Source organism: uncultured Aquabacterium sp. (assembly GCF_913773725.1).
Lineage (GTDB): Bacteria > Pseudomonadota > Gammaproteobacteria > Burkholderiales > Burkholderiaceae_C > Aquabacterium.
The window spans coordinates 23,221-41,463 of record NZ_CAJYGK010000101.1; the positions used below are offsets into that span (position 1 = coordinate 23,221).

Consider the following 18,243-nt stretch of genomic DNA (forward strand, 5'->3'; position numbering starts at 1 on the left):
TTTCGGGCCCCGCCGAGATGCCCGCCTCTGCCCCGCTGTCGTTCACGGTGCTGACGGTGAACACCCACAAGGGGTTCACCCCCTTCAACCGCCGGTTCATCCTGCCCGAGTTGCGCGAAGCCGTGCGCAGTGTGCATGCCGATCTGGTCTTCCTGCAGGAAGTGCATGGCACGCACGCCGGGCACGCCACCCGCCACAACCTGTGGCCCGCGGTACCGCAGTACGAGTTTCTGGCCGACCAGATCTGGTCGGATTTTGCGTACGGGCGCAACGCCGTCTACCCGGAGGGTGACCACGGCAACGCCCTGCTGTCGAAGTTTCCGATCCAGCGCTGGGTGAACCACGACGTCTCCGGCGCCGACTTTGCCGGCGAGGAACGCCGGGGACTGCTGCATTGCGTGCTCACCGTACCGGGCAGCGGACGGGAGGTGCATGCCGTGTGCGTGCATCTGGGCCTGCGAGAAGCGCAGCGCGCCGCCCAACTGCAGCTGCTGTGCGAGTTGATCGACCGCGACGTCCCCCCGGATGCGCCCTTGATCGTGGCCGGGGACTTCAACGACTGGCGGCTGAGGGCCCATCACCGGCTGCAGCAGTGCGCCCGCCTCATCGACTCCTTCGCCAGCGCCGGCCAGCCCGCACCGCGCACCTTTCCTGCACGCTGGCCCGTGCTGCGCCTGGACCGCATTTACGCCCGCAATGTGCAGGTGCAGGGCGCCCGGGTGCTGTCCACGCGTCCCTGGTCCCACCTGTCCGACCATGCGCCTTTGTGCGCGGAGATCCGGCTGTGAAGGCACACTGGCATCCCATCGAGCACATCGAGCTTCTGGAGAACGGCGAGGCCTTCTACCCCCGCGTGTTCGAAGCCATCGCGTGCGCGCGCAGCGAAGTCCTGATCGAAACCTTCATCCTGTTCGAGGACAAGGTAGGCTGGGCGCTGCATGCGGTGCTGCTGGAAGCGGCGCGCCGCGGTGTACAGGTGGTGCTGACGGTCGATGGGTTCGGCTCATGCGACCTGGGTGAATCGTATGTGGCTCCATTGACCGCAGCCGGTGTGCGCGTGCAGTTCTTCGATCGCCGACCACGCCTGCTGGGCATGCGGCTGCATGCCTTCCGGCGACTGCACCGCAAGATCGTCGTGGTCGATGGAGCTCAGGCCTTCATCGGCGGCATCAACTTCTCGGCCGATCACCTGGGCGATTACGGGCCCCAGGCCAAGCAGGATTACGCGGTGGTGGTGCAAGGTCCGCTGGTGGCCGACATCCACCGCTTCGCCCTCGCCTCGGCACAGGCGCCGGCTCGGCGGCGCTGGTGGCGGATGCGCCCCCGCGTCGACCTGGCGCAGCCACGCCCCGACACGCGCACGGAAGCATGGGGCGCCTTCATCACCCGCGACAACGAAGCCCACCCCACCGACATCGAGCGCCATTACCGGCTCGCCATCCGCATGGCACAGCGAGAACTGATCCTGGCCCACGCCTACTTCTTTCCGGGCTACCGCCTGCTGCGTGACCTGCGAAACGCCGCCCGACGGGGTGTGCGGGTGCGCCTGATCCTGCAGGGCGAGCCCGACATGCCGATCGCCGGCATGGCGGCCCGCTCGCTCTACCGCTATCTGCTGGGCGCGGGGATCGAAATCCACGAATACTGCGAGCGCCCGCTGCACGGCAAGGTGGCGCTGGCCGACGACGACTGGGCCACCGTGGGATCGAGCAACCTGGATCCGTGGAGCCTGTCGCTGAACCTGGAGGCCAACGTGGTGATCTGGAGCCGGGCCTTCAACCAGCACCTGCGCGAACGGCTGGAGCATCTGATGCGACATCACTGCCAGGCCATCAGCGCCGAGGCCGAAGGCAGCCGACGGGTCTGGCGACTGGGCAGCAGCGTACTGGTCTTCCACCTGCTGCGCCGTTTTCCACGCTGGCTGAACTGGCTGCCCCGGCGTGCACCGCGCATCACGGCGGCCACAAGCCATCCAGCAGAGCCCGCGCCTCACAACACCGAGCCGCCACACGCGCCCACGCCGCCATGAAGCCGCCGCCCTCCCGCGCACCGGCCTCCGCCAGGTCGCCCTCCGCACCACCCCACGGCTGGTGGCCCCGGATCCGGCCCTGGCTGTATGGGGTCTTCGCCGTGCTGGTGGCGGTGCTCATCGTGCGCCAGGCCCGGACGCTGGACTGGAACGAGGTGCGCCAGGCCGTACTGCGGCTGCAGCCCCACACCCTGTTGCTGGCCGGTGCGCTGACGGCGCTGAGCCACCTGCTCTACAGCCACTATGACCTCATCGGCCGCCACCTTTTGGGATTGAGCCTGCCCCGCAGGCGGGTGATGGCCGTGACCGCCGTCAGCTACGCGTTCAACCTGAACCTCGGCTCTCTGATTGGCGGGCTGGCCTTCCGCTACCGGCTGTATGCGCGGCTGGGCCTGAGCACGGCCGAGACCACGCAGGTGCTGGGCTTCAGCATGTTGACCAACTGGCTGGGCTGGTCCGTGGTGGCCGGCACCTGTTTCGTGCTGGGCCTGGTGCGGCCGCCCGAGACCTGGGGGGTGCCACAGCCGGCGCTGCAAGCGGCCGGGGCCGTGCTGCTGCTGGCCGCTGCGGGATACCTGCTGGCCTGCGCCCGGTCTCGGCGTCGGACCTGGCGTGTGCGAGGCCACGAACTGACACTCCCGCGAGGCCGCGTGGCCCTGATCCAGTTGGCGCTGTCGGCGGCCAACTGGCTGGTGATCGGCGCGGTACTGCACGCCCTGATGCCTGCCTCGCTGTCCTATCCCGTGGTGCTGGGCGCGCTGATGGTGAGTGCCGTAGCGGGCGTCATCACCCACATCCCGGCCGGGCTGGGCGTGATCGAGGCCGTGTGCCTGGCCTTGCTGGGCGGACAGGTGGGGCACGGGGTGCTGCTGGCTTCGCTGCTGGCCTACCGCGTGCTGTACTACCTGGTGCCGCTCTCGCTGGCCATCGTGGGTTACCTACGGCTGGAGGCCGTTGCAACCCGCTCACTCACTGAGCCAGAAAGCGCTTCACCGCCGCCACGGTCGTGATCGGGTCTTCTTCGTGCGGCACGTGGCCGAGGGCATCGAACACCACCAGCTGGCTGCCTGTGATCTCGCGCGCAAAGCGCTGCCCGTTCTCCAGCGGGATCAGGCGGTCGAGCCCGCCCCACAGGATCAGCGTGGACGCCTTGATCCGCGAAATCTGCTCGGTGAACTCCCCGCCGGGGCTCTGGCGGAATCGCTGCACCAGCGCACCGCGGTTGCCCTCGCGCAGCGCCAGCTCGTAGTAGCGGTCGACCAGTTCGGGCGTCACCCGGGCCGGATCTCCGTAGACGTTGCGCACGCTGGACTCCACCATGCTGCGCGGCAGCGTGTGGGTCATCAGGGGCTCGAGCACGGGGATGCGCGCCATGCGGAAGGCCAGGGGCACCGACTCCGGTCTGTAGGGGTAGCCGGCGGCGTCGACCAGCACCAGCCGGGCGACGCGGTCGGGCGCATCGGCCGCGAACTTCCAGGCCACCTGGCCGCCGAACGAGTTGCCGGCCAGCACCACCTGCTTGAGACCGAGGTCGTCGAGCAGGGCGCCGACAAAGCGGCTGTAACGCGCCAAGTGGTAGTCGCCGTCAGGGGCCGGGCCGGTCAGGCCGAAACCGGGCAGGTCGATGCGGATCACGCGGCGCTCACCCTTGAGCGCATCCACCCAGCCTTCCCATGTGTGCAGGCTGGCCGAGGTGCCATGCAGCAGCACGAGGGGCGTGCCGTCGGTGCGAGGGCCCTCGTCGCGCAGGTGCACGGACATGCCCTCGACCTCGATGAAGCGGGAGGGCCACGGCGCCCAGCGTGCCTTGAGGGCCTCGACGGGGCGGTCGGGGGCCCAGGTCAGGGCCACGCCGGCGCCAGCCAGGGCGACCAGCGTCAACACGCCGATGGCCAGGATTCGGGTGAAGCGCATCGCGGTGGTCTCCTTCTCGTTGTGTCTCGGCGGTCAAGCCGGCATTGTCGGCCGCAGCCCTGGCGGGGCGACCGACACGAGCGGTGAAACGCACTCAGCGGTAGGTCAGGAGGGAAGGTTCCACGCCTTCGACGTGCGCGTGCTCGTTGACCGAGATGAGGTGCAGCCCGTCGCGCCCGGCCACCACCTTGGTGATGCCGGCGTTCGCCAGCGTCCAGTTGATGGTGAAGGCCTGGGCGTCGTTCAGCCCCAACAGGTGCGCGCACACCACGCTGATCGTGCCACCCGAGGTGAAGACCAGGGTGGCGCCCTTGGGCGGCGTCTGCCGCACGATGTCGTCGAGCGCGGCCACCACGCGCAGCTTGAACACCGACCAGGGTTCCGCGTACTCGTCGTCGTGGTTGCCGCCCACCCAGCGGCTCACGGCGTCCTGGAAGAACTTCTGGAAGGCGCGGCGGGGATCACCGGTGGCCGCCATCTCGGCCATCATGGCGACCTTGTCGGCGTAGCGCGGCTCGGCCACTTCGATCACGTTCTCGTGGTCGAACTCGTTGACGCCAGCGTGCAGCGCCAGCGGCGTGGCCGCATCCAGCCCCAGGCCGGCCAGGGCGCCGGCCGCCGTTTCCTGGTGGCGCACCATGGTGCCGCTCACCAGCCGGTCGGGCATCACCCCGCGGGCCTTCAGGGCCTCGCCCAGCACGCGGGCCTGCTGGTGGCCCACGGCCGAAAGCTGGTCGTAGTTGTTCGCGCCGAACGAGGCCTGGCCGTGGCGCAGCAGGTAGATCGCCCCCATGCCGCTTACTTCTGGCCGTACTTCATCAGCTCGAGGCGGGCGATCATGCCCTTGTGCACCTCGTCCGGGCCGTCGGCCAGGCGCAGCGAACGGGCCTGGTTGAAGAAGGACGTCAGCTGGGTGTCGTGCGAGACGCCCGCACCGCCGTGGATCTGGATCGCGAAGTCGACCACGTTCTGCAGCATGGTGGGCGCCACGACCTTGATGGCCGACACATCGGTCAGCGCGGCGTGCACACCCAGGGTGTCGATCTTCCACGCGGCCTGCAGCGTCAGCAGGCGAGCCTGGTCGATGGCGACGCGGGCGTCGGCGATGCGTTCGCGGTTGCCGCCCAGGTTGACGAGCTGCTTCTTGAAGGCCACGCGATCCAGACCGCGCTTGATCGCCAGCTCCAGCGAGCGCTCGGCCGCACCGATGCAGCGCATGCAGTGGTGGATGCGGCCCGGGCCCAGGCGGCCCTGCGCGATCTCGAAGCCGCGGCCGGGGCCGGCGATCACGTTGCTCAGCGGCAGGCGCACGTTGGTGAAGTGCACCTCGCCGTGGCCGTGCGGTTCGTCGTACTCGCCGAACACGGGCAGCATGCGCTTGATCTCGACGCCCGGGGTGTCCAGCGGCACCAGCACCATCGAGTGCTGGTTGTGGCGGCCCAGGTCGGGGTTGGGCGTCAGCGCCATGAAGATGCCGATCTTGCAGCGGGGATCGCCCACGCCGGACGACCACCACTTCTTGCCATTGAGCACGATTTCATCGCCTTCGACCACGGCCGTGGCGGCCATGTTGGTGGCATCGGACGAGGCCACCTCGGGCTCGGTCATGAAGAACACCGAACGGATCTCGCCGGCCAGCAGCGGCTTGAGCCACTGCTCCTTCTGCGCAGCGCTGCCGTACTTCCACAGCACTTCCATGTTGCCGGTGTCAGGCGCGTTGCAGTTGAAGATCTCGGGGGCCATCAGGCTGCGGCCGGTCTCTTCAGCGCTGAAGGCATACTCCAGCACGCTCAGGCCGGCGCCCAGTTCGGGATCGGGCAGGAACAGGTTCCACAGGCCTTCGGCCTTTGCCTTGGCCTTAAGCTCTTCCACCACCGGGGGGATGGTCCACTCCGTCCAGTGACCGCCATGGCGCTTTTCGTGGATGCCCTTCCAGTGGGCGGCCTCGATGGGTTCGATGTGTTCCTGGATGAAGGCGCGGACGCGTTCGGCGGTCTGCTTGGCGCGCGGGCTGGGCTGGAAGTCCATGTCGGTGTCTCCTGCAGTGCAATGGGTTGCCGGGATGCTACGCAAGCGACTTCCATGCATCAAATGAAGAATGTGCATCGCCATCAATTCATCATGAGAATGAAAAGAGCGAGGCCCCTTGCGCGGGTGTCGTCCGCGCACCGATCCACTGAACACGGGACACATGACGCGGTGCAACACGCGCCATAATGGCGTGTTGCCGACATCTCGGCACTCTTGGAGCGAACACCTTGGACAGTCACCCTCGGTGACCGCCCACTCCAGCCACCGGCGCCCAGCCCGTTGAAGCCATGCAGGCGGCCTGACACACCAGGCAATGGGTCTTGAACCGGTGCGCCCGCCAGCCGCAGCCCGCCGCTGGCCGGCCTGCGGGAGGGGGCGGCAACCACCACATTCCACCCCCTTCACCAACCTGTGCGACCCCGTGCGGCCCCTTGGCCCGTGGCGCACGTGCTGGAGTTTCCATGCTCAACGTCTTCACGCTGGCCAACGGCCGGCTGTTTCAGGAAGAGATCGACAGCCTCGACGAACTGACGCCCGTGCGTCCGGTGTGGGTCGATCTGGAAGACCCGACGCCCGAGGAAAAGGGCTGGATCGCCGTGCGCTTCGGTCTGGTCATCCCTGGCGACATCATCGACGACGACCTGGAAGAATCGGCCCGTTTCTACGAGGAAGACGGCGCGATCCACATCCGTTCCGACTTCCTGATCGACGACGACGAGACGCCGCGCAACGTGCGGGTGGCCTTCATCCTGCATCAGAACGTCCTGTTCTCGATCCACCGCGAAGACCTGCCGGTCTTCCGCCTGCTGCGCATGCGCGCCCGCCGCATCCCCGCGCTGATTGAAGACGCGAAGGACGTGCTGCTCAAGCTGTACGACGCCGATGCGGAGTATTCGGCCGACACGCTGGAAGGCATCTACGACGACCTGGAGAAGGTCAGCCAGCGCGTGCTGAAGGAAGAGGTCAACGACCAGGCTGCGGGTGAGGCGCTGGCCGCCATCGCGCGCCAGGAAGACTTGAACGGCCGCATCCGCCGCAACGTGATGGACACGCGCCGCGCCGTGAGCTTCATGATGCGCGCGCGCATGCTGAACGCCGACCAGTTCGAGGAAGCCCGCCAGATCCTGCGCGACATCGACTCGCTGGACTCGCACACGGCCTTCCTGTTCGACAAGATCAACTTCCTGATGGACGCGACCGTCGGTTTCATCAACATCAACCAGAACAAGATCATCAAGATCTTCTCGGTGGCCTCGGTGGCGCTGCTGCCGCCCACGCTGATCGCCAGCATCTACGGGATGAACTTCCAGTACATGCCCGAGCTGAGCCAGAAGTGGGGCTACCCCTTTGCACTGTGTCTGATGGTGCTGTCCATCGTGACGCCGTTCTGGTACTTCCGCCGCAAGGGCTGGCTCAAGTAAGACCGTGCCCCTGAACCTGCCTGCCCTGCCCGCCGGGCTGTGGCGCGTGATGCTGGGCACCACCCTGGTGGTCAGCAGCTACAGTCTGCTCAACCCCGTGCTGGCCGTGCGCCTGCAGACCGCGGGCGCCAGCAACCTCGCGGTCGGGGTGATCGCGATGCTGCCCTTTCTCAGCGTGGCCCTGCTGGTGCCGGTGGTGTCGCACGTGTTCGACCGCGTGGGCGTAGGCCGGGCCTACCGCATCGGCCTGTTGCTGGAGCTGTTGGCCTGTCTGGGCTACCTGCTGACCGACGATTTCCGCGCCTGGTGTGTGCTGAGCCTGATGGCCGGCATCGGTGCGGCGGCAGCCTGGAACGCGACCGAAGGGCTGATTGCGCACAACGTGCCGGCCACGCACCGCGGACGGCTCACCGGCCTGTACCAGGCGCTGCTGGGCGCCGGCATGGCGCTGGGCCCCTTCCTGCCCGGGCTGCTGGGCCTGACGCCGATGGGCGCCAATGTGGCGGCCGCTGGCGGGCTGGCGCTGGGGCTGGGCCTCACGCTGGCGCCCTCGGTGAGCCAGCTGCGCGCGCACCACGAGGACCGCCCCCACGTGAGCCTGCTCGCGGCCTGGCGCTTTCGGCCCGCACTCGCCTGGGCGGCCGTCGTGGGCGGGGTGTTCGAAGTCGGGCTGAGCAGCGTCACCACCGCGCACGGCTCGGCCATCGGCCTGGGGCTGGGCGCGGCCACATCGATCGCCGGCGTGCTGGGCATGGGCAGCTTCGCGCTGCAGTACCCGCTGGGCTGGCTGGCCGACCACGTGCCCACGCGCCGGCTGTTCGCGGGCGGTGCCGCGCTGCTCGCGCTCAGCGGGGCGGCCTTCACGCAGGCGACCACCTGGCCTCCCCTGCTGTGGCTGTGCGCGGCGTTGTGGGGCGGCCTGGGCGGCGCGCTCTACACGCTCAGCATGATCCGCGTGGCCCACGATTTCGAGGACACCTCGGCGCTGGCTGGCACCTCGGCCATGATTGCCGGCTACACCGCAGGCGGTGCCCTCGGTCCGCTGGTCAGTGGCTGGTTCTTCGACCACGCCGGCGTCGGGGGGCAAGGCGCCTGGCTGGCGGTGCTGGCCCTGTCCCTGCTGTGGCTGCAGCGGCGCCCCGCACGGTGAATGCCGCGCGCTTGTCGCACATCAGGCCCACGAACACCCGCCCATCGTTAAACTCGATGCAGGCCGGTCGCCCCGACCGGATGGTGTGTCCTGCATGTCCCTTACCGAAGCCTTCCTCGTCGTACTCGAGGACCAGCCTGGCCACCTGATCCGGCGGTTGCATCAGATTTCGGTGGCGCTGTTCCTGGACGAAACCCAGACTTGGGGCGTGACCGCCGTGCAGTTCAGCGCGCTCACGGCCATGGCCCGCCAACCCGGCCTGGACCAGCGTACCTTGGCCCGCCGCATCGGCTTCGACACCTCCACGCTGGGCAGCGTGCTCGACCGACTCGAGGCCCGCGGGTTGGTGGTGCGCCAGGCCCACCGGCAGGACCGCCGCGTTCGCTTGCTGTTCATCACGCCCGCAGGGCAGCAAACGGTCGACGCCATGCGCGAAAGCGTGTTGCGCGCCGGGGAGCGCTTGCTCGCTCCGCTGTCGCCTGAAGAACAAGCCACGCTGCTGGCCCTCATGCGCAAGCTGGTCATCACCAACAATGCGTTGAGCCGGGCGCCGGCCGTCGCGGGCGAGGCGCCGCCCGACACCCCATCCAGCCCCTGAAAGGCCGCGCGCGCCACGAGACGCCGACTTGCGATCACGTGGCGGCGGCCTGCCGTGGGGAGGCGCGTCGCGTGAGCACGGCCTGCAAGGCCGTCAACAACTGCGCGGCGGGCACGGGCTTGTGCAGCAAGGTCAGGCCGCTGGCGTGGGCTTCGCGCAGGCGCTCTGGCGCCGTGTCCCCGGTGACCAGGATGGCCGGCACCGCGCGCCCCAGTTCGGCCCGGATCGCCTCGACAGCCTGAACGCCGTTGCGATGCGCCCGCAGTCGGTAGTCCACCAGCAGCACCTCCGGCGTGAAACCACGGAGCAGGTGCAAGGCCGCCTCCAGGCTGTCGACCGCCTCGCACCAGCAGCCGCAGTCGGTCAGCAGATCGCCCAGCGCTTGCCGAACAGGCTCGTCGTCATCGACGAGCAGCACGCGCAGGCCGCGCAGATCGCACACCGGCATGACGGGCGGCATGGCCGCCATGCTGGCCGCCGTCGCGGGCAGGATCAGGCGAAACACCGAGCCCCGACCCGGACGCGATCGCAGGTCGACCTCCGCCCCCATGGCTCGCGCCAGCCCATCGACGATCGACAGGCCCAGCCCCAGCCCTTTGTGCCGGTCCCGCTCGGGGTTGTCCACCTGATGGAAGGCCTTGAACACGTGGGGCTGCTCGGCCTCGGGTATGCCGATGCCCGTGTCCCAGACCTCGATGGCCACATGGGGCCCCTGGCTGCGGGCGGCCAGCAGCACGCGACCGCGCTCGGTGTAGCGCACGGCATTGAGCAGCAGGTTGCGCAGCACGACCTCGACCAGTGCCGGATCGGCGTAGGCCGCGCACCCCGTGGGGCGGGCCCGCCAGCCCAGCCCCTTGGCGTCGGCCAGCGGCGTGAACTCGCGGCTCAGCTTGTCGAACGTGCCCTGCAGCGCGAAAGGCTGCGGCGCCGGCCGCACGACACCCGCATCGATCTTGGCGAAGTCGAGCAGGGTGTGCAGCATCTCGCCCGCCGCATCGGCCGAGGCACTGGCATGGGCCAGCAACTGCTGCTGGCGCGGCGTGAGCGGTGTGCGGCCCAGCGTCGCCAGCGTCAGCGTGAGGGCGTGCAGTGGCTGGCGCAGGTCGTGACTGGCCGAGGCCAGGAACACCGTCTTGGCCCGGTTGGCTTCCTCGGCCTCGTCCAGTGCGTCCTCGGCGATCTGGCGTGCAGCCATGGCGCGCTCGGTCTGGTCTCTCAACCGCTGGATCAGGCCTTCGTTCTCGAAGCGCAGCGTGATGGAGCGCAAGGCCATGCGGGAGGTGTGGTACGAGAAGACCGTCATGGCCCACAGGTAGATGAGCACCCCCAGCCCGAGTGTGACGTTGACCGCGCCGCCCAGGTCGAGCAACGTGATGGCCACGGGCAGCACGCTGCACACCCAGTAGGCCATGGCCACGGGCCAGGACGGCGCGAACACGGCCAGGCCACCGGAGCTCATGCCGGCCGACATGCCCAGCACCAGCGTGATGGACTCGGGGTGCGCGGCATCCATGAGCCATGGCGCCATGGCGCCTCGGCAACACCCTAGCAAGGCCGCCATCACGCGCACGGCCTGGGCATACCGCGCCACGCGGGCCACATCGTCCGGCGGCGGCAACACCTTGCGCACCAGCAGGCACCCGACGCTCACGGCCGTGGTGAGCAGGGCCCACCACACGGCACGCAGGTCCTCGGCGATCAGCACGAAGGCCGCGGCGGTCAGCCACGACACGATGCACGAGACAACGAAAGCACCGGACAGGTTGCCATCCAGCAAGGTCATCTGTGCCACGAGGAGGCGCGGGCGCTCGAACTGCCACGCCTCGCGCAGCGAAGGGCGCAGCGGGCTCACGACAGGAGTCCGCGGGCTTGGGCCAGTGCCACCGCCTGTTCGCGGCTGAGGGCCCCCAGGCGCTCGGTGACCCAGGACAGTTCGGCCCGGACGTCGTTTTCGCTGAGGGACAACGCGCGCGCGATGGCACGGTTGGAGGCGCCACGGCGGACCTCACGCAGCAAGGCGCACTGCAGGGGACTGAGGGTGTGGGCCTCCTCGGTCGCCGCGGAGTCCGCCACCACAGGAGGGGCGGCGGGAGCCGGCTCGGCCCAGGCGTAGGGCAGGAGGGCCCAGGCATCGCCCTGGCGCAGGCTGGCAGCCACAGCCTGGATCACTTCATCCGGACCAGCCGATTTGTGCAGGTAGCCGCAGGCACCGGCCGCACGGGCTTGCCGGATCAGGTCCGGGCCCACATCGGCCGACATCAGCAACACCTTGAGGCCCGGATGACGCTCGAGCAGGCCCGGCAGTGCGCCCAGGCCGTCGGCATCGGGCAGATGCACATCGAGCAGGACCAGATCGGGCGGCTGTGCCGCCACGGCCTGCACGGCCTCGTGCCAGTCATGCGCCAGGACCACATCGGCCTGGGGCCAGCCTTCGGCCAGCATCAGGCGCAGCCCTGTCAGGTACAGGGCATGGTCATCGACGAGAAGGAGGCGAGGGGACAACCGGCTCATGGCATCGCGGAAGCTCACGACACGCCAGTATCCATGCGCGACCCGCGCAAAAACACACCGTACCAGCGACCGTTCAGCCGTTCCCCCCATCAGAGGGAGGCGCCCGGCCCGCCACCGCGCGGGGCACCGGCACGGCCAGCCGCCGCATCAAGGTGGGCGCAACGGCCAGCACCAGCATCAGGCGCAGGACGTGGGTGGCGATCACCTCCGGCAGAAAGGCCCCGCTCTGGCGGGCCATGAGCGCCATCTCTGCCATGCCGCCCGGGGCCAGCGCCAGATAGTGCGTCAGCCAGGGCGCAGGCACGCCGTTGACACCCAGCGCCAGCAGCCAGGCCATCACGGCACACACCGCCACGCTGGCCAGCACCACACCGGCCGCCACCAGGCTGAGGCGCGGTGCGCGCCGCCAGGCAGGTGCATCGAGCTTGCTGCCCAGCGTGATGCCGAGCAGCAACTGCGCCGTGTCCATCAGGCCGACCGGCAGGGCCATCGGGCTGCGCCCATCCGCGCCCTGTCCCAGGCAGGCCGTCAGGATGGCGGTGGCCAGCAAGGGCAGCATCATCCAGACGTTGGGCCAGTGGCGCCGGTGCAGCCAGGCCGTTGGCGCGGCGAGCAACAAGGCCCAACCCAGCGTGCAGGCCACGACAAAGGCGCTTGCGCCCGCCGCGGACGAAGCCGCCTCGGCCGGGCCATGCAGACCGCCCTCGACCCACACTGCGCTCCAGGGAACGAGCGACACCACCAGCGCAACCCGCAGCCCCTGCGTCAGCGCCACCGTGGCGGCCGACACGCCATGGCGTTCCGCCAGCACGGCCATCTCTGAGGCCCCCCCGGGCAGCGCGCACAGCCACGCTCCGGCGCGGTCCAGCCCCGCCCAGCGTCGATAGGCCCACACGCCCACGAAGGCCGGCGTCAGGGCCAGCACGGCCAGCGTCAGCAGCACAGGCCAGCGTGCAACCAGGCCGCCCACCACCTCGGGCGTGAAGCGCAGGCCCAGGCCCACGCCGATCAGGCACTGACCCAGGGCCCGCCCCCATCCCCACTCGGCCACCGGGGCTCCCACGCCGCGGGCGATACCGAACGCCACCATCGGCCCCAGCAACCAGGGCAGGGGCCCACCAGCCGCCCACCACACCAGGCCCCCACAGGCGGCCACGGCCCACCCCAGCACCACCGCCCTGTCGACGGCCGGCACGTTCCATCGCCGTGTCACGCGTTCATCTCCTTTGGCGCACACCATGAAAAAAGGCGGCACGAGGCCGCCTGAAAAGAGCCCCGTCCGAGGGCACGCTCGTCCATCAGGCCTGCGCCACCTCGACCCGTCGGCGGTGCGCCAGCACACGGCGCACGATGAAGGGCACGGTCAGCATCAGCGCGGTGCACACCCAGAAGCCGCGGGAGATGCCGCTTTCCACCAGGATGGACCAGTCGCCGTTGGTCATTGACAGTGCGCGGCGCAGGTTCTGCTCGATCAACTCGCCCAGCACGAAGCCGAGGATCAGCGGTGCCATCGGCATCTGCAGCTTGCGCAGCAGGTAGCCGGCCACGCCCAGCACGGTCATCAGCACCAGGTCGAAGGTGGTGGCGTGGATGGCATAGACCCCCACGGTGCTGACCGCCAGGATGCCGGGCACCAGGGCCCAGTTCGGCACCGACAGGATGCGGGTGAAGATCCGGATCATCGGGATGTTCATCGCCAGCAGCATGAAGTTGCCGATGATCATCGAGGCGATCAGGCCCCAGACCAGCGTGGGCCGTTGCTCGAACAGCGCGGGGCCCGGCGTGATGTTGTAGAGCGCCAGCGCGCCCACCATCACGGCCGTGGTGCCCGAGCCCGGCACGCCCAGCGTCAGCATGGGCACGAAAGAGCCGGCTGCCGAGGCGTTGTTGGCCGCTTCGGGCGCCGCCACACCACGGATGTCGCCCTTGCCGAAGGTGCCTTCGGTGTCGGTCAGGCGCTTTTCCATCGAGTAGGTCATGGCGCTGGCAATCGTGGCACCCGCGCCGGGCAGCACCCCGACGAAAAAGCCGACCACGGACGACCGCACCGTGCCCCACCACGTGTAGGCCATCTCCTTGAAGTTGAAGAGGTTGCGGCCGGTCTGCGTCACCATGGTGTTGCCCGCCACGACGTGCTCGATCATCAACAGGATCTCGCTGATCGAGAACAGCCCGATCACCACCGCGACGAACTGGATGCCGTCGGCCAGGTGGATGGAATCGAAGGTGAAGCGGTAGACACCCGAGTTGGCATCGATGCCGACCGTGGCGAGCGACAGGCCGATCACGGCCGCCAGGCCCGCCTTGACCGGCTGGTCACCCATCAGCCCGGTGAGGCAGGCAAAGGCGAACACCATCAGCGCAAAGTATTCGGCCGGGCCAAAGGCCAGCGCCCACTGCGCCAGCACCGGGGCCGCCATCACCAAACCGGCAATGGCGATCATCGAACCCACGAACGAGCTCCACGCCGAGATCGACAGCGCCACGCCGCCCAGGCCCTTGCGCGCCATCGGATAGCCGTCCACGGCGGTCATGATGGCCGCGGCATCGCCCGGCACGTTGAGCAGGATCGAGGAAATGCGCCCGCCGTACTCGCAACCGAGGTAGACGGCCACCAGCAGGATCAGCGCCGACTCGGGCGGCAGGTTGAGCGCAAAGGCCAAAGGCATCAGGATGGCCACGCCGTTGATCGGGCCCAGGCCCGGCAGCATGCCCACCACGGTGCCGATGAAGCTGCCCACGGCAGCCAGCATCAGGTTCATCGGCGTCATGGCGACGCCGAAACCGGTCATCAGATGGTCGAGGGTGGAACTCATGAAAGTCTCCTTGCCAGGGCTCAGCCCAGGAAGCTCAGCAGGCCAGCCGGCAGGATCACGTCGAAGACGCGGTCGAACAGCAGGAACAGGGACACGCCCAGGCCGAGGCCAGCCAGCGTGCACTGGCGCCAGGTGCCACCGAAGGCACGGCCCACCGGCACCGTCATCAACGCCGTCGCAATGACGAAGCCCAGCCACTGGAACAGCACGGCGTAGGCCAGCATGGCGCCCACCAGAGCGAGCACCTTCGTGGTGGCGGCGCCGAACAGGGGTTCGGGCGCGGCTTCACCCGGGGCGGCGTCCGGCAAGGGACGCACCGCCAGCCAGCCCCCCAGCACGGCCATGAGGCCGGCCATCAGCAGAGGAAAGGCCGCCGGGCCCACCGGCTCGTAGGAAATGGGGGCGACGTAGCCCCGGGCCAGCCAGCCCATGCCGGCCGCAATGATCAGGCACACAAGGCCCAGGACACGATCGCCCATGTCGAACCCCGGCTTACTTGTTGACGACCAGACCCAGCTCGGCCGCCAGCTTGGCGTACTGATGGGTGTGGCGCTTGACGTAGACATCCAGCTCGACGCCGGTCAGGGTCATCGGGAACAGGCCGCGCTCTTCACGCAGCTTGGCGAAGGCCGGCGTGGCCATGGCCTTCTGGAACGCCGCCGTCCACGCGTTGAAGTCCGCATCGGCCACCTTCGGGCCCATGTAGAAGCCGCGGATGATGGGCCAGCTGATGTCGAAGCCCTGCTCCTTGGCCGTCGGCACGTTGGCCAGCTGACCGGGCAGACGCTGATCGGAGAACACGGCGAGCACGCGGATCGGCGTGCCGGCCTGGATCTGGGTGGCCGCCTCGGCCGCATCGCCCGAGTAAACCTGGATGTGGCCGCCTTGTAGGGCCGTGACCGCCTCGCCGCCGCCTTCGAAGGCCACGAAGCGCATCGCACGCGGGTTGACGCCGGCCGCACGGGCTGTCAGGGCCGCCTTCATCCAGTCCTGGCTGCCCACCGTGCCGCCCGCGCCGAACACGACCTTGGTGGGATCCTGTTTGAGCACTGCAGCCACGTCCTTCAGCGACTTGTAAGGCGAATCCTTCTTGACGATGATCGCGCCGTAATCGGCCCCCAGAGCGGCCAGCCAGCGCACGTCGCTCACGCCGTACTTGCCGAACTTGCCCTGCGCCAGGTTGAGCAGCGAGCCGCTCGAGAAGGCCACGATGGTGTTGGGCTCGCCCGGGCGCTGCGCCACCACCGCGTTGTACGCCACGGCGCCGATGCCACCCGGCATGTAGGTCACGCGCATCGGGTCGCTGCTGAGCTTGTTCTCCTGCATCAGCGTCTGGGCCATCTTGCAGGTCAGGTCGAAGCCGCCGCCCGGCTTGGCCGGTGCAATGCACTCGCTCTTGTCGAGCGGGCCGGCCACGGCCAGGGTCGACGCCAGGGGCAACAGGGCCGCGCAGGTCAGGGCCGCGCGCAAGGTCAGGGGCAGGTTCATCAGCTGGCTCCTCGGGTCGCGTCCGGGGGGGACGCGTGTTGTGTCGATGTCAGGACACGAACTGTAGAAACCCGAGGCTTTCAACTGGCTTTCAATTCAGCCCGGGACAAACCCCAGGGCACGGTCGCGGCCAGGAGCGCGCCGAGGCTCGGGCCACGACAGGGTGACGGCAAAGGTGCCGGTGGCCCGGGCATCGATCGTCAGCTCGCCGCCATGGCGTTGTGCAATGCGCCGGGCGATCGCCAGACCCAGCCCGGCGCCACCCCGGCGGGCGCCCTGGCCGCGGACGAAGCGGCCGGCATCGGGGCCGGCATCGGGGCCGGTCCCGGCGCCTTCACCGCTGAGCTGACGAAACAGCGCTTCGGGCACGGGGTCGCCCTCGCTGATGACGGTGATGGCCCAGCCGGGCCGTACGCCTTCCACCCGGTGCGCACTGGCCGTGACCGGCGTGCCCGCATGCCCGTAGCGCAAGGCGTTGTCGAGCAGATTGGACAGGGCCTCTCGCCACAGCGTGGCGTCCCCCTGGGCGGGCAGTTCGTCGGGCCCCTCGACACCCAGGTCGATGCGACGCTGACGCGCCCGCATCAGCAGGGGGCGGACCGCCTGTCGCAACAGCTCGGCCAGGTCGAAATCGGCCCAGTGCGGCTCGGTGGCGTCGCTGCGTGCCAGGCTCAGCAACTGGTTGGTGCTGCGCGTCGCGGCATCGATCTGGTCGACGATGGCCTGCAGGCTGTCGCGCAACTCGCCCGCCTGTTCGGGGTCTCCCATGGGTTGGCTCGGATCCGGCAGCAGGCGCAAGGCATAGTCGGCCTGCGTGCGCAGGGTGGTCAGCGGCGTGCGCAGCTGATGCGAGGCATCGTCCAGAAACTGGCGTTGCTGGTCGGCCAGAGCCTGCCGGCGTGCCATCTGGGTGTTGACCGCCTGCACCAGCGGCTGCACATCCCGAGGCAGATCGGGCGCGTCCAGCGGCGAAACATCGGCCGGGTGGCGCTGCCGCACCTCGGCCTCCAGCCGCCGGAAGGGCCGCAACACCCAGGACACGACCCCCACAACGATGCCGATCAGCGCCAGCAGCACGGCAATGGCCCGCACCAGGCTGGTCCGCACGAACTGCGCCGCCGACTGTTCGCGCGACAGCGCCTGCTCGGCCACCTGGATCACGACCGGTGTGACGGGCCCGGCGTCGCCCTGCAGCCGCACATGGGTGAGCAGCGCGCCCATGCGCACGCGCTCGCCGAGGTAATCTGCGTCGGAGAACACCGGCACGCCCGGTTGCAGCAGCCGCCCCTCGGGCACGGGCAGATCGAGGTTGCCCACCTCCACCAGCCCGTCGCGGGAGGCCACACGAAAGTACACGTGCCCGGTGGCCGTGAGCTCGAGCAGTTCGAACAGGCGGTAAGGCAGCTCCACCGCCAGGCCGCCCGAGGCCGTCGAGATGTTGGCCTCGATGGCCTTGAGCGCACCGCGAATCGAGCGGTCGTAGGCGCTGTTGGCCGCGGCCTGGGCCTCGCGGTGGGTGGACCAGAGCTCGGCGGCCGTGATCAGCAGCGTCAGCGGCAAAAGGCACCACAGCAGCCGCTGGCGCAGGCTCATGGTGCGCCCGGGCTCACGCTGCCATTTCCAGCGCATAACCCAGTCCGCGGTAGGTGACGATGGCCAGGCCCGAGCCTTCCAGCCGCTTGCGCAGCCGGTGCACCAGCACCTCGATCACATCGGGCAGCACGTCGTCCTGGTCGGAAAACACGCGCGCGATGATCTGCGTCTTGGACATGGGCTCGCCAGCCCGTTGGATCAGGGCACGCAGCACCGCGTGCTCGCGCGGCGACAGGTGCAGCGGCGCGTCGGCCAGCGTGAACTGGCGGCTGGCCGTGTCGTACTGCAGGGGGCCGCAGGCCAGGCGGGGGTTGTCGGCACCGCGGGCGCGGCGCACCAGCGCCATCAGCCGGGCCTCGAGCTCTTCCAGCGCGAACGGCTTGGCCAGGAAGTCGTCGGCGCCCTGGTTGAGCGCCTGCACGCGCTCGGCCAGCGAGTCGCGTGCGGTCAGGATCAGCACCGGCAGGCGCCGGTCCCGGGCGCGCAGGCGCTGCAGCAGCTGGCGCCCGGTCAGGCCCGGCAGGCCGAGGTCGAGGATGAGCGCGTCGTAGTCGCCGTCATCCAGCGCACGCTCGGCCAGCTGGCCGTCGTCCACCCAGTCGACCTGGGTGCCCGACTGGGAAAGGGCCTTGGACAGCCACTCGCCCAGCGCGTGCTCGTCTTCTGCCAGCAGGACCCGCATGGTGCGTGTC

17 protein-coding genes are annotated in these 18,243 nt (G+C 69.3%); 6 read left to right on the forward strand and 11 right to left on the reverse strand.

Annotated elements, in window-relative coordinates; translation table 11 throughout:
* The first annotated feature begins 17 nt into the window (after positions 1-17).
* The 3 genes from QZ709_RS12405 to QZ709_RS12415 are packed head-to-tail and all read left to right on the forward strand — an operon-like array spanning position 18 to position 3,039.
* Complete coding sequence (locus tag QZ709_RS12405) at positions 18-788, forward strand: endonuclease/exonuclease/phosphatase family protein (RefSeq protein WP_294637612.1); 771 nt, start codon at positions 18-20, stop codon at positions 786-788.
* Positions 785-2,029, forward strand: a complete 1,245-nt coding sequence (clsB, locus tag QZ709_RS12410; protein ID WP_294637613.1) for a cardiolipin synthase ClsB — start codon at positions 785-787, stop codon at positions 2,027-2,029. The genes QZ709_RS12405 and clsB overlap by 4 nt, the downstream gene beginning before the upstream one ends.
* Positions 2,026-3,039, forward strand: a complete 1,014-nt coding sequence (locus QZ709_RS12415; protein ID WP_294637614.1) for a lysylphosphatidylglycerol synthase domain-containing protein — start codon at positions 2,026-2,028, stop codon at positions 3,037-3,039. The genes clsB and QZ709_RS12415 overlap by 4 nt, the downstream gene beginning before the upstream one ends.
* Here QZ709_RS12415 and QZ709_RS12420 read toward each other — a convergent pair.
* From QZ709_RS12420 to QZ709_RS12430, 3 genes are all read right to left on the reverse strand, one after another.
* Complete coding sequence (locus QZ709_RS12420) at positions 2,999-3,943, reverse strand: alpha/beta hydrolase (protein WP_294637615.1); 945 nt, start codon at positions 3,941-3,943, stop codon at positions 2,999-3,001. The two genes, QZ709_RS12415 and QZ709_RS12420, sit on opposite strands and share 41 nt — an antisense overlap.
* Before the next feature lie 94 nt (positions 3,944-4,037).
* A complete protein-coding gene (locus QZ709_RS12425; RefSeq protein ID WP_294637616.1) occupies positions 4,038-4,736 on the reverse strand; it encodes a histidine phosphatase family protein in 699 nt (232 codons plus the stop codon).
* A gap of 5 nt (positions 4,737-4,741) precedes the next feature.
* Complete coding sequence (locus QZ709_RS12430; protein WP_294637617.1) at positions 4,742-5,971, reverse strand: acyl-CoA dehydrogenase family protein; 1,230 nt, start codon at positions 5,969-5,971, stop codon at positions 4,742-4,744.
* A 464-nt stretch (positions 5,972-6,435) separates the two neighbouring features.
* On the opposite strand from QZ709_RS12430, the gene corA reads away from it, so the two are divergent.
* The 3 genes from corA to QZ709_RS12445 all read left to right on the forward strand — a co-directional run bounded on the left by corA (position 6,436) and on the right by QZ709_RS12445 (position 9,143).
* Positions 6,436-7,395, forward strand: a complete 960-nt coding sequence (gene corA, locus QZ709_RS12435) for a magnesium/cobalt transporter CorA (protein ID WP_294637618.1) — start codon at positions 6,436-6,438, stop codon at positions 7,393-7,395.
* A gap of 4 nt (positions 7,396-7,399) precedes the next feature.
* Complete coding sequence (locus tag QZ709_RS12440) at positions 7,400-8,545, forward strand: MFS transporter (RefSeq protein ID WP_294637619.1); 1,146 nt, start codon at positions 7,400-7,402, stop codon at positions 8,543-8,545.
* A 94-nt stretch (positions 8,546-8,639) separates the two neighbouring features.
* Entirely contained in the window at positions 8,640-9,143 is a 504-nt protein-coding gene (locus QZ709_RS12445; RefSeq protein ID WP_294637620.1) for a MarR family transcriptional regulator, read from the forward strand.
* Between the two features lie 34 nt (positions 9,144-9,177).
* On the opposite strand, the gene QZ709_RS12450 is transcribed toward QZ709_RS12445, so the two are convergent.
* The 8 genes from QZ709_RS12450 to QZ709_RS12485 form a co-directional block, all read right to left on the reverse strand.
* Entirely contained in the window at positions 9,178-10,995 is a 1,818-nt protein-coding gene (locus QZ709_RS12450; RefSeq protein WP_294637621.1) for a hybrid sensor histidine kinase/response regulator, read from the reverse strand.
* Positions 10,992-11,672, reverse strand: a complete 681-nt coding sequence (locus QZ709_RS12455; protein ID WP_294637622.1) for a response regulator transcription factor — start codon at positions 11,670-11,672, stop codon at positions 10,992-10,994. The genes QZ709_RS12450 and QZ709_RS12455 overlap by 4 nt, the downstream gene beginning before the upstream one ends.
* 55 nt (positions 11,673-11,727) lie before the next feature.
* The gene (locus QZ709_RS12460) at positions 11,728-12,867 is read right to left on the reverse strand and encodes an AbrB family transcriptional regulator (protein ID WP_294637623.1); all 1,140 of its coding nucleotides are present in this window, start codon (positions 12,865-12,867) and stop codon (positions 11,728-11,730) included.
* 85 nt (positions 12,868-12,952) lie between these two features.
* Positions 12,953-14,470, reverse strand: coding sequence for a tripartite tricarboxylate transporter permease (locus QZ709_RS12465; protein ID WP_294637624.1), 1,518 nt, complete (start codon positions 14,468-14,470; stop codon positions 12,953-12,955).
* Between the two features lie 20 nt (positions 14,471-14,490).
* The gene (locus tag QZ709_RS12470; protein WP_294637625.1) at positions 14,491-14,949 is read right to left on the reverse strand and encodes a tripartite tricarboxylate transporter TctB family protein; all 459 of its coding nucleotides are present in this window, start codon (positions 14,947-14,949) and stop codon (positions 14,491-14,493) included.
* 13 nt (positions 14,950-14,962) lie between these two features.
* On the reverse strand, positions 14,963-15,958 hold the full coding sequence (locus QZ709_RS12475) for a tripartite tricarboxylate transporter substrate binding protein (RefSeq protein WP_294637626.1): 996 nt from the start codon (positions 15,956-15,958) through the stop codon (positions 14,963-14,965).
* 96 nt (positions 15,959-16,054) lie between these two features.
* Complete coding sequence (locus tag QZ709_RS12480) at positions 16,055-17,587, reverse strand: sensor histidine kinase (RefSeq protein ID WP_294637627.1); 1,533 nt, start codon at positions 17,585-17,587, stop codon at positions 16,055-16,057.
* Entirely contained in the window at positions 17,565-18,233 is a 669-nt protein-coding gene (locus QZ709_RS12485; protein WP_294637628.1) for a response regulator, read from the reverse strand. Before QZ709_RS12485 ends, QZ709_RS12480 begins: the two co-directional genes overlap by 23 nt.
* Between the last annotated feature and the right edge of the window lie 10 nt (positions 18,234-18,243).